Consider the following 12,065-nt stretch of genomic DNA (forward strand, 5'->3'; position numbering starts at 1 on the left):
CGACCAAAAAAATAAAAAAAATGAACTAGAGAAAGAATTGAATTTACATCCCGTTCTTGTTGATTTGCTTATCAAAAGAGGTATAGAGACAAAGGAAGAAGCCATTGCATTTTTATATCCCAGATTAAAGGATTTGCATGACCCTTTTCTCCTACCCGATATGGATGTGGCAATCCGACGGATTGAACGGGCGCTTGGTAATAAAGAGCGGATACTCATTTACGGGGATTATGATGTGGATGGTACTACCGCTGTTTCGTTGGTGTATAAGTTCTTTCGGGGAATTACAAGTAATATTGATTATTATATTCCTGACCGGTACGATGAAGGGTATGGCATTTCGTTTCAGGGAATCGATTATGCCGTGGAGACAGGCGTAAAACTCATTATCTCTCTGGATTGTGGCATTAAGGCAGTAAGTAAGGTTGCCTATGCCAAAGAAAAAGGTATTGATTTTATTATTTGCGATCATCATATGCCGGATGACCGCCTTCCGGATGCCGTCGCTGTTGTCGATGCAAAGCGGCTTGATTCAACCTACCCTTATAGCGATCTGTCGGGTTGCGGGGTAGGTTTTAAATTGGTACAGGCTTTCTCGCAACGTAACGGCTATGCTTTTTCTGAGATAGAACCGTTGCTTGATCTGGTGGCAGTGAGTATTGCCTCCGATATTGTTCCCCTTACGGGTGAAAACCGCATCATGATGTATCATGGTCTGAAGCAACTCAACTCCAATCCCAGCTTTGGATTGCGAGGAATCATCGAGATCTGCGGATTGCAGCGCAGGCAGATTACCGTCAATGATATCGTCTTTAAGATAGGGCCGCGGATTAATGCATCGGGTCGGATGATGAATGGTAAAGAAGCGGTGGATCTGATGATCGAAAATGACATGACTTCCGCCAGGGAGAAGAGCAAGAATATCGATAAGTACAACGAAGACCGCCGCGAACTGGATAAGAAAATCACCGATGAAGCGATTACTTATATTGGCGATAACATCGATATTGTTGCTCAAAAGAGTATTGTTATTTACAATGAGACCTGGCATAAAGGGATAGTAGGAATTGTGGCCTCAAGGCTGACGGAACGATATTATCGCCCGGCAGTTGTATTGACCAAATCGGGAGGCATGATATCCGGATCAGCCCGGTCCGTTCCCGGTTTTGATGTCTATAAAGCAATTGAATCGTGTCGTGATATTCTGGAAAATTTTGGAGGACACACCTATGCCGCCGGATTGACATTAAGGGAAGAAAACCTGGAGGCATTCACACAACGGTTCAACACACTTTCTTTTGATGGCATTGAGGCGCGGATGATGTTACCGCAGATTACGGTCGATGCGGAGATATCTTTTTCGCAGATCAGTCCTGCTCTTATTTCCGGATTGGAACTGTTCAATCCTTTCGGGCCGGAGAATGAGAATCCCATATTCCTCACAAGGGAAGTGTATGATGCGGGAGGAAGCAAACTGGTAGGGAAGGAGAACCGGCATATTAAATTGGAAATCACAGATAAAACGATCGATAGCCCATTTCCCGGGATTGCCTTTAGCCAGCATGATTTTTATCAACGGATTAAAGCCGGACTGCCGGTGGATATCTGTTATACTATTGAAGAGAACAGGCATGGAGCCAGTTCTTTTACTCAGCTTATCATAAGGGATATAAAGGAGTAGACAAGCGGAAAGCATTTATGTATGCAACCGGATTTATTTCATAATATACTACGTGAAAATTGGGGTTATTCTACTTTTCGTCCCCTACAGGAAGATATTATCCAATCTATATGGGAAGGACGGGACACTCTTGGACTGATGCCTACCGGGGGGGGGAAATCGCTGACTTTCCAAGTACCTGCAATGGCCATGAAAGGGATCTGCCTGGTAGTAACACCGCTGATTGCATTGATGAAAGACCAGGTGGATAATCTCCGCGAGCGAGGTATTAAAGCGGCAGCCGTCTATTCGGGTATGTCACGTGACGATATTATTACCACGTTTGAAAATTGTATCTTTGGTGATTATAAATTTTTGTATGTCTCTCCCGAACGGCTCTCTTCTGAAATCTTTATTACCAAGCTGAAAGCGATGGATGTCTGCCTGTTGGTGGTAGATGAGTCGCATTGTATTTCGCAATGGGGGTATGATTTTCGACCTTCCTATCTGAAAATTGCTGAAATCCGAAAATTGCTGGAGGGAGTTCCATTGCTTGCCCTCACTGCCACGGCTACCAAAGAGGTGGTGGAGGATATCCAGGAGAAGTTGCTCTTCAGGGAAAAAAATGTGTTCCGGATAAGTTTTGAGCGTCCGAACCTGTCGTATGTGGTGCGGACGGTAGAAGATAAAACGACAGCGTTGCTGCATATCCTTCAATCTGTGCCCGGATCGGCTATTGTGTACGTCAGGAGCCGGCAAGGGACGGCCGAGGTGGCACAATCACTCCGCAAAGCAGGTATTTCGGCCGATTTCTTTCATGCAGGCCTTTCCCATGAGAATAAAGTGTTCAGGCAAAATGCTTGGAAGGTAAACGACTGTCGGGTGATGGTGGCCACCAACGCTTTTGGTATGGGTATTGATAAGCCTGATGTGCGGGTGGTTGTGCATCTCGATCTGCCCAATTCATTGGAAGAATATTTTCAGGAAGCAGGCCGGGCAGGTCGTGACGGCCAACGCTCTTATGCCATTATCCTCTATACGAAAGCCGATAGCGCCAAGTTAAAAAAACGGATTGCCGATTCGTTTCCTACCCGTGATTTTATACTGAGGGTCTATGAGGCGCTGGGAAATTATTTCCAGATAGCCGTGGGAGCAGGATATAATTCCGTCCATGATTTTAGTCTTCAGGAATTTTGCCATCCCTATAAACTCCCCTTTCTCCAAACCCATCATGCCTTGAAGATATTGGAACTGGCCGGTTATATTGAATATACCGAAGAGATTGACATGCGGTCACGGGTACAGTTTCTGGTCTATCGCGACGAGATCTACTCGCTCCATCTGGAAAAAGAGATGGACTCGCTTGTGCATGCCATCCTGCGTAATTATACCGGTGTTTTTTCGGACGACGTTTATATCGACGAATCGCTGCTCGCAGTGAAGACCGGGAAGAGTCGTTCCGAGGTGTGTGAGATGTTGATCGCCCTGTCCCGGGCAAAATATATCCGTTATGTACCGCAGAAGAAAACACCTTTTGTTGTGTTTTCTACCTCTCGGGAAGAGACGAAGTTTGTAGCCATTCCCCGCGAAGTGTATGAAGAGCGAAAGAAACGTTTTGAAAAACGAATTTTCTCCATGGTGGATTATGCAGAAAGGACTGATGTGTGCCGAAGCAGGATGCTGCTGATTTATTTCGGGGAATACGCTGCGACTGATTGCGGCCATTGTGATGTTTGTTTGAAGAAAAACGCGACCGGCCTACCCAACTGGCTGTTCCGCCGGATCAGCAATAAGCTGAAAAACTGTTTGGCACAACGAGAGTCGCTGCGGCTCAACGAACTGGTGGATGCTGTGTCGGATAAAGAGGAGAATGCGGAAGAAAACAAGGAGAGAGTTCTTCCGGTACTCCGCTTCTTGATTGATGCCGGAGAGTTTGCGCTTGAAGATGATGTGGTCTCATTGGTGAAGGACCTCCCTTAACTGGTATCCCATTCCTCTCATTGACGCTATTTCCAGATTTGTATCTTCTTCCAGAAGGGTTCTCAACCGGCGGATATAATTGTTGAGGCTCTGGTCGTTGTAGTAGTCCGATTGCCCTTTCCATGCCGCTTCAAAAATATCCTCACGTGACACGGTTTCTCCGAAATAGGATGCTAATTTTTCAAGAATATTGAACTCCATAGGGCGTAATTCTTTTATTTTCCCTTTTTCGGTAATGATCGCCCTGTTTTGTAAATCAAATAAAATATTTCCCACTTTCTTGGGTTGATTGCCGGTATTGCTCGTATTGCTTTTCCGTTCACGGGTAAAACGGTCGATGTGGGCCATTAATAGCTTTGCGGAGAAAGGTTTATCCAGATAAGCCACTGCGCCGGCGAGAAGTAATCCTTTTTCTTTTAATTGCTCCTCATGGTGCGAAGAGATAAAGACGATGGGCAAAGAGGGGTTGCCGTCATATAAATTATGCGCCAACTCGATGCCGTTCTCTTCCCCTATCTCCACGTCGAAAACAAGCACGTCGGGATTTATTTTTAGAATAGCTTCCGAAACTCCGTATACAGTATTCAAATAAGTAACGTCACACCCTTTTTTGTTTAATTCACGCACAATCTCATTTCCAAGCAGTGTGTCATCATCGACGAGAAGGACTTTTGTTTTTTGCTCATTCATATCTATGTGATTGTTTCATCGGTTTGTATTCGGCAGTGTTATGGTGAAGGTCGAACCCTTTCCCACGACACTGTTCACAGAGATATTCCCTCCATGTGCCTTTATAATACTTTTCGCATAATATAGTCCTATACCGGTTCCATGCTCATTGTCGGTTGTATAGTAAGGTTTGAAAAGTTTTCTTACGACATTGTGCGGGATTCCATTTCCGTTGTCTTCTATCTCAATGACGATATTTTCCTCGTCTCTCCAGGATCGGATGGCAACCTCCGGTTGCTTGTTGTTGTATTTCACCGCATTTTCGAGCAAAATTCGGAGGACTGCTTCCAGATGATCGGGAGAGCCTGCAATGGATAATTCGGCATCGAATTCGTTGTGGAAAAGAATCTCCTTGTGGGGAAACATTATGGTTATTTCAACCTCTATCTGTTTAGTCATGTCGTAAAGGAAAAATCTCTTTTTGCCCTTCTTCAGTATTTGTTTGATCTCTTTTTTCGATTGGAGGAACCGGTTGATCTTTCCGGTCAAGGACGATACTTTTTCTGCGGTCAATGACAAGGATTCCCTTTTTTCCATCTCCATTTCCTCTTCCTCTAACGAGGAGAGCAAAAAATAGACATACGCCAATGGGGCTTTCAGGTCATGGATGGCTCCGTGGAACGAACGTTCCATATTTTGTATCTGGTTATGCCGCTGCCGGATGACATAGAGTAAATAGGATAATATAGAAATGACCGCGATGGATGCCAAAAGAGATACTAAGGTCGCAATGCCCATATTTCTCAAATTGGCCGGTTGCGCAATACGGTATTCAGCGCGTATGGTGTATGTTCTGTCAAGGGATGTCAATACCCTTTCCGCGACGTAAAGTTTCGATGAACGGAAACCGGTATGCCCTGCCGTATAAGTGATGCTATCTATTGGTAGATTCTCGGAATCTTGAAGAGTTAAATCTGCGGATAGAATTTCTCCAATACCCGTTGTAATGCAGTTGTTTATCAGGGAGTCAAGAGGGGAAAGGCTGAAGTTCCCTTCCTCTATAAGTAGGAGAATCAACGCGTTTTCAAGTAATCTTGATGCACTTTCTGAGGCGGACGGTTTGTCCATGTGTATTTGAGAGGTACTTTCACCTATTGTTACGTCATGGTCTAACTGTTCAATTTTGAAAGGTGAATTATCATCCTTTCCTAATAATTCGTTGATGACATTGGTTATGGAATTGTTAAAGCAACTCTGAAAATCGTTAGTCCTATTTTCCTTTCTTTGGGACATGGAATTACGGATCCATATGCCTTGGGATAAAAGCAACACACTTAAAGCTAAAGCCGAGGCAATCAATATCGTCCTAAAATTCCATTTCATGTTGATTATTTTTGCACTTCCTGTGGCAAAAATAGTAAAAAAATAGGAGAAGACCTGCATTTTCCGTGTAATTTCACTCTGCTTACAAAGATGATAATGTGGTGTTACATAGTTATATGAGGGGATGATTAGGGAAAGATTATTTTTGGATTATGTAAAGATTATTGAATGATTATCAACATACAAACAAAGGGATAGTACGTTTGTAACGTAAAAAATCAATAATAAAAAGGAGGATAATATGAAATCAATTCAAAAAACTAACAATTTTGAAATTTTAGATCAAGCAGCGATGCAATCCATCAAGGGAGGTAATTCAGGCTCGAAAGACGAGGGTAGAATTGTTTATATTGGAGGAATACCTTATCGAGTAACTAAAAATGGATTAGAGCCCTTATGATTTTTATGATATTATGGTGAAATTAAATTGCTAACGTAGAAAGGAAATCTAAAATTAAAAAGTATGAGAAATCTGATTAAATTATTGTTTCTATCACTAATGTTGATACAGGTCTATTCCTGTTCAAATGAAGAGTTGACACCAGAGCTAAATACTGGTAAGCTTTCCGATGCCGGAAAAATAGTTTTAACCCAACAAGAAGCTGAAAAAACTTTTTCCGAAATCTTATCTAAAGCTTCTTATGCTGAACCTGCTTTGAGAGGTTTTCTTAAAAATCAGGCTCTTCAAAGAAAGGATAATGACCATAATATATTTTATCCTCTAAGTAAGAATGAGATCGTAACGGGCAACAAGACATTTATTGAAGTGTTGGAAAGCTATACCGGATACAAGGAACAATTGACTGATATAGAAAGTGCGGCTCCCTTGTTGAATATTTTTATTCCTGACCTTACTTTACTCGACGAAAGCCTCTCCATTGATAATTTTGATATTGATGATAGTGACACTCCTATTTTTAACGCAGGGAAATTGTATTGGAACGGTATTGTTGTTGATTCATTAACCGAAGAGACAAGTAACATGCTACCAATGTTTCATACATTTGTAGTAAATGAAAGTCCAAGAAGAATAATAAAGAAAACAATAACTCGGTCCGCAGGTGCTACAATAGAATATGATTTTGCTGACGAAGCTTATAATCCTCAAAACATATCGGAAATATCCACAAGAGGCAGAAAAGTAGAAAAAACCGTTGAACCGGAAGTATTGTCTGAACTTTTGAATCCTGAAAATAATTACGTAAAGAAAAATGAATTTCCATCGTCAACTCTGAATGTTTTCAACAAAATTGGGGCTGGAAATGGAGTCCTTCGGCCGATGATATATTATAGTCTCAACAAAATTGAGGATATCAATTCTGGAAACTTATCCTTAAATTATAATGTAAGAGATGTGATTTATCGTATGAAAATTGATCCGAGTTTTTATTCATATATCAGTAAACATGAAGAATCTAGTTTCCAGTCTCCGTACTTAAAACCTAATTATCAGTATAGTTATAAAGGAAACAAAAATCGCCCCACATTTGACCAAATTATTAAACAATTATGGAGTGAAGGTAATTATGTCTTTAAAATAAATGTGGCAACGGGGGATTATTCTCAGTTGATAACTTTTATCATTTCTCCACAAGAGTTGTTTTCTGCGACATTAAGAGGAGAATTCAAACATAAGACAGCATTTCATCGACGTCAATATAAATGGTGGGTTATATCAGGGGAGTTGGGTTCAAAGTGGATTTATCCTCATAAATTGAAAGGAAATGTTGATGCACGTTTTTCAGCGTGGAATCCGATGACAGAATCATATAAAAGAACTATCTTTGTGTCGACTGCTGGATCAACAACTACAGTTAGGCGTGAAGAGACAGTATCCAATACTTATATGAAAAAGGATACAGGATCTTCTTCCTCAGGATTTAAGATTTCATTTCCGATTACAACTGGAGCAAAAGGGGAGTCTAATATAAATCTGACAAAAACTTGGGAAGATCAGTATACAGATAATAAAACCTCCAAAGTAACTATAGAAGTTACGGATAATGATAAATTCCTAGGTAATAATAGTTTCAGCTTTTTTGGGAATAGTCCTATATTATCGGTTAAGGACAACAAAGTCTATCTTGATACGGAAAGATATGGCTGTTTTGATATGTGTATCATTCCTGTTGACCAAAAACTTTATTAAGTAGTGTATAGTGGATAAGCATTAGATAATTTTTCTTTCTTGTTCGGGGAGATTCTCCTCGAACAGGACTATTATTTATAAGTATGAGAAAGATAATTCATTTTTATTCTGTGGTTTTATTCATCTTGATGGCAAATATTATTTCCTGTTCAGATGAAGATAATGATTTTAACCACGACTTAGATAATACAGTGTGGGTTGCAAAAGTTCATACTGAAGATGATTATATCAACGGTTTGATTTTCAGTGATGGTTACATGCAAAAGGTCAGAATAGATAGAGTGAGTGGCTCCGTGATATATTGGTACTTTTCTGTCGAATATTCACTTGATAGAGCAGGAGAACAAATTCTTCTTTTCCATTTTAAAGATACGGACCATCCTGAAACAATTAAATATTCCTTTAAAAAGGGGTTTATTTATGATGGGACATATGAGTATTTTCTCAGATGATAAAATTCAACAGGAGAGAGGTTAAACGGTCTCTCCCCCCTGGTTTGATGTACCGTGCAGCATGCTGGGAGGACGAAGGGGAACTCTTTCATTCGCAACTACAGTTTTGAGTGTCAAGGTTACCGATAACAGTAATAATATAACCCTGTCAGATGAAGAGGTCATATATGGTTTTTATACAGACAAGCAGTTTAGAAATAATAGATAATTCGGAGCACTTCCTTGTCCTACGCTTTTAGCGTAGGGAACGGTGTTGGGATATGATTATAGGTACCCAAACCCGCTTTTAAACAATAAAATAGACTACCTTACACAACAATCTCCTTTATTTTATCATCGGAAATGGAATATACATCTGTTTGCGGATTTTAGTAGTTTAACAAATCAGAAAGCCGGATAAAATAACCCTTTGATACAGAAAGGTATTGATCTTATTTGGATGTGTGATTAATTAAAGAGTAGTGTTGTTGTTAAAAGATTGTTGATAGTTATGTATTCCTTTCCTCTCATTCATCAGCCTGACGCGATGGATTGTGGCCCCGCCTGCCTTGGCATGATTGCCAAATACTATGGCAAGGATTACAGCATCGATAGCCTACGGACAAATTCTTGTATCGGTCGTGATGGCGTATCGCTTTTAGGCATCAGCCGTGCGGCTGAAAAAATAGGTTTCAAAACTGTAGGGGGGCGTATAGCCTTTGATAAGTTGGTAGAAAAAGCTCCCTTTCCCTGCATCGTGCATTGGAAGCAGGATCATTTCGTGATAGTATACAAGGTTGAACAAAAGAGGAAGAGTGACAAAACCCGTATTTATGTAGCCGATCCCGGAAAAGGGCGTATGGTTTTTAGCCGCGAAGAGTTTTGTCGCAACTGGGTCAGTACTCGATCAAACGGGGAAGAGAAAGGGGTTGCACTATTGTTAGAACCAACAAGTTTATTCTACGAACAGGGTGGCGATAGTTCACTATCTTCTCAAAACCGCCTTAAATTTCTCTGGAAATACCTGCTGAAATACAAACGCTTTTTCACCCAATTGATTCTGGGGCTGTTTATCGGAAGTTTACTACAATTGATATTCCCATTCCTGACACAGGCAATGGTGGACACGGGTATAAACGGGAAAGATATCGGTTTTGTGTGGTTAGTGCTTATCGCACAACTAATGTTGCTGTTCAGCCGCACGGCCATTGACTTTATCCGCCGCAAAATATTGCTGCACATTAGTACGCGCATTAATATCTCGCTGATCTCCGACTTTTTCATCAAACTGATGAAGCTGCCGATGAAATTTTTCGACACGAAGCTGACCGGGGATCTGATGCAACGGATCGAAGACCATCGGCGTATCGAGAATTTTCTCACGGCCCAAACGCTAAACCTCTTGTTCTCGCTTTTCAGTTTTGTCGTGTTCGGGGTCGTTTTATTGTATTACAACCTGGCCATATTTCTTATTTTCCTTGTGGGGAGTATTATTTATGGACTATGGATCACGGTATTCCTCAAAAAAAGACGGGTGCTGGACTATAAGATGTTCGAGCAGCAGGGGGCCAACCGTAATGTGGTGTACCAACTTATCACGGGGATGCAGGAGATCAAGCTGCAAGGTTGTGAACAGCGCAAACGTTGGGAATGGGAGGACGTGCAGGCCGACCTGTTTGATGTAAACATGCAGTCCCTGTCATTGCAGCAAAACCAGGAAGCGGGAAGCATCGCCATCAACGAGTTGAAGAACATATTGATCACGGTAGTGGCTGCTACTGCCGTGATTAGCGGAAACCTCACCCTGGGGATGATGCTTGCCATCCAGTATATCATCGGTCAATTGAACAGCCCCGTGGAGCAGATGATGAATTTCATTTACCAGTGGCAGGACGTGAGCATCAGCTTAGACAGGATGAACGAAATCCATACGCAGAAGAATGAGGAGAATGAAAACCGGATGGTGGACGAATTGCCTGAAGACCGGTCGCTTCACATGGAAAATCTCTGTTTCAAGTATGACGGCGCACGCCCCGAGTGGATCCTGGACAATATCGACTTGGTGATACCGGAAGGAAAGGTGACCGCCATCGTAGGGGCGAGCGGCAGCGGGAAAACAACCATTGTGAAACTCCTCCTTGGCTACTATGCCCCCGGCGAAGGCAAAATAGCGGTGGGACAGACAGACTTGGAGCAGTGTAACCTCACCTGGTGGCGTGCCCAATGCGGCGCGGTGATGCAGGAGGGTTATCTCTTCTCCGATACCATTGCACGGAATATAGCGGTGTCGGATGACGAGATTGATACGGAGCGGCTACGATACGCTGCACGGGTAGCGAATATAGCGGATGACATAGAGCGACTGCCATTGGGATACAATACCAAAATAGGGCAGGACGGGCAAGGAGTCAGCCAGGGGCAGCGTCAACGCATACTGATTGCCCGGGCGGTCTACAAGAACCCGCAGTTCATCTTCTTGGATGAAGCGACCAATGCCTTGGATGCCAACAATGAGAAGACGATCGTAGAGAACCTCTCGGAGTTCTATAACGGGAAAACAGTCGTTGTGGTGGCCCATCGCTTGAGCACGGTAAGGAATGCCGACCAGATCGTGGTGCTGGATGGAGGGAAGATTGTTGAAACGGGAACACACGAGGAGTTGACGGCTAAAAGGGGTACTTATTATGCACTGGTAAAAAACCAGTTGGAACTGGGGAATTGATTCGCAAAATGTAATCCTATTTTATACTGATATGGAAGAGAATAAACAGATAGAACTTCGAAGTGAGAAGGTCAGGAATATCATAGGGCAGGTGCCCCCTGTATTGCTACGTTATGGTATAACCATCATTGGGCTGTCTATACTGATGGTGGTCGGCATGTCAGCTTTTATCCCTTACCGGTCGGCTATTGAGATGAAAGTGGAGGTAAGGCAGGATTCTTCCGGTAGGTTGGACTTTACGGGTTTTATTCCGCAAAGCGCAATGGTGAAGAGAACTGAGTTCAGAGATGTTTCAATTCATTCAGCGTCAGATTTCACCCTTCCTGAGCGTCTTGCTATTGGAGTAATTTCGGATACGGTGCATCTTTCACCCGATGGTGCGTGGCACCTGTCAGCACTTATCCCGGAAAAGGACGCATTTCGTAACATCTTATTGGAAAAACCCATCACGATTCCGGCAAAGATCAACCTGGAGGAAATGAGTGTGCTGAAACATATATTTATTTGTATGGGGCTATCTTCTAATTGAGAATGGTGCTGAGCATAGCTGCATAATTCTGTGAAAGCGTAGGGTGGGCGGTGTAAGCCCATGTGAATAGAATTGGAGATCACAATTTGTGATTTCCCCCGGTTTTTGCGATATTTGTTGGTGAAATGTTTTATAAGCAAGCAACGTGAAGCACTAATAATAATATGAAATATGATATACTTAGCAGATACGGCAAATATTGACGAGATCAAAGATCTCTTGACGCATTTCCCGATAGAGGGGGTGACAACAAATCCAACCATTCTGGCGCATGAGAATAAACCTTTATCTCAAATTATTCCCGAGATACAGGATTGTATCGATGATAAGATGTTCCATATACAGACAATCAGTAAAAATGCGGATGATATCTTGCGGGAAGCCAGGCGTTATCGCGATTATTTCGGTATTGGAGATAACCTGTATGTGAAAATACCGGTAACGAAAGAAGGGTTCAGGGCGATACGCATGGTGAAGGATGCCGGACTGAAGGTGACAGCGACGGCAGTGTTTACGCAACAACAGGCACTGATAGCCGCAAA

At 42.4% G+C, this 12,065-nt stretch carries 10 protein-coding genes; 8 read left to right on the top strand and 2 right to left on the bottom strand.

Annotation, left to right across the window (positions count from 1 at the left end; genetic code table 11):
- Both recJ and B4G81_RS08475 read left to right on the top strand, forming a co-directional pair.
- Nucleotides 1-1,681 (top strand): single-stranded-DNA-specific exonuclease RecJ (gene recJ / locus B4G81_RS08470; protein ID WP_294081554.1); only part of this gene is annotated, 1,681 nt, incomplete at its 5' end.
- Nucleotides 1,682-1,702: 21 nt separating this feature from the next.
- A complete protein-coding gene (locus B4G81_RS08475) occupies nt 1,703-3,640 on the top strand; it encodes a RecQ family ATP-dependent DNA helicase (RefSeq protein WP_294081555.1) in 1,938 nt (645 codons plus the stop codon).
- On the opposite strand, the gene B4G81_RS08480 is transcribed toward B4G81_RS08475, so the two are convergent.
- Nucleotides 3,617-4,330, bottom strand: coding sequence for a response regulator transcription factor (locus B4G81_RS08480; RefSeq protein ID WP_294081556.1), 714 nt, complete (start codon nt 4,328-4,330; stop codon nt 3,617-3,619). The two genes, B4G81_RS08475 and B4G81_RS08480, sit on opposite strands and share 24 nt — an antisense overlap.
- Nucleotides 4,331-4,345: 15 nt before the next feature.
- Nucleotides 4,346-5,692, bottom strand: coding sequence for a sensor histidine kinase (locus B4G81_RS08485; protein ID WP_294081557.1), 1,347 nt, complete (start codon nt 5,690-5,692; stop codon nt 4,346-4,348).
- Between the two features lie 241 nt (nt 5,693-5,933).
- Here B4G81_RS08485 and B4G81_RS08490 point away from each other — a divergent pair, with 241 nt between their 5' ends.
- The 6 genes from B4G81_RS08490 to B4G81_RS08515 form a co-directional block, all read left to right on the top strand.
- Entirely contained in the window at nt 5,934-6,092 is a 159-nt protein-coding gene (locus B4G81_RS08490; protein ID WP_294081558.1) for a ComC/BlpC family leader-containing pheromone/bacteriocin, read from the top strand.
- A 63-nt stretch (nt 6,093-6,155) separates the two neighbouring features.
- Complete coding sequence (locus tag B4G81_RS08495; protein ID WP_294081559.1) at nt 6,156-7,841, top strand: hypothetical protein; 1,686 nt, start codon at nt 6,156-6,158, stop codon at nt 7,839-7,841.
- Between the two features lie 83 nt (nt 7,842-7,924).
- Entirely contained in the window at nt 7,925-8,293 is a 369-nt protein-coding gene (locus B4G81_RS08500; protein ID WP_294081560.1) for a hypothetical protein, read from the top strand.
- 490 nt (nt 8,294-8,783) lie between these two features.
- Nucleotides 8,784-10,994: a peptidase domain-containing ABC transporter gene (locus B4G81_RS08505; protein ID WP_294081561.1), complete on the top strand. Its 2,211-nt coding sequence runs from the start codon at nt 8,784-8,786 to the stop codon at nt 10,992-10,994.
- A 31-nt stretch (nt 10,995-11,025) separates the two neighbouring features.
- Nucleotides 11,026-11,523: a hypothetical protein gene (locus B4G81_RS08510; protein WP_294081562.1), complete on the top strand. Its 498-nt coding sequence runs from the start codon at nt 11,026-11,028 to the stop codon at nt 11,521-11,523.
- Nucleotides 11,524-11,694: 171 nt separating this feature from the next.
- A partial coding sequence (locus tag B4G81_RS08515; protein WP_294081563.1) for a transaldolase family protein occupies nt 11,695-12,065 on the top strand: 371 nt, incomplete at its 3' end.

The organism is Proteiniphilum sp. UBA5384 (assembly GCF_002410825.1).
In the GTDB taxonomy this organism is placed as follows: domain Bacteria; phylum Bacteroidota; class Bacteroidia; order Bacteroidales; family Dysgonomonadaceae; genus Proteiniphilum.

Coding starts and splice junctions, on each gene's coding strand:
- B4G81_RS08475 (WP_294081555.1), top strand. CDS start 1,703: ATGCAACCGGATTTATTTCATAATATACTACGTGAAAATTGGGGTTAT.
- B4G81_RS08480 (WP_294081556.1), bottom strand. CDS start 4,330: ATGAATGAGCAAAAAACAAAAGTCCTTCTCGTCGATGATGACACACTG.
- B4G81_RS08485 (WP_294081557.1), bottom strand. CDS start 5,692: ATGAAATGGAATTTTAGGACGATATTGATTGCCTCGGCTTTAGCTTTA.
- B4G81_RS08490 (WP_294081558.1), top strand. CDS start 5,934: ATGAAATCAATTCAAAAAACTAACAATTTTGAAATTTTAGATCAAGCA.
- B4G81_RS08495 (WP_294081559.1), top strand. CDS start 6,156: ATGAGAAATCTGATTAAATTATTGTTTCTATCACTAATGTTGATACAG.
- B4G81_RS08500 (WP_294081560.1), top strand. CDS start 7,925: ATGAGAAAGATAATTCATTTTTATTCTGTGGTTTTATTCATCTTGATG.
- B4G81_RS08505 (WP_294081561.1), top strand. CDS start 8,784: ATGTATTCCTTTCCTCTCATTCATCAGCCTGACGCGATGGATTGTGGC.
- B4G81_RS08510 (WP_294081562.1), top strand. CDS start 11,026: ATGGAAGAGAATAAACAGATAGAACTTCGAAGTGAGAAGGTCAGGAAT.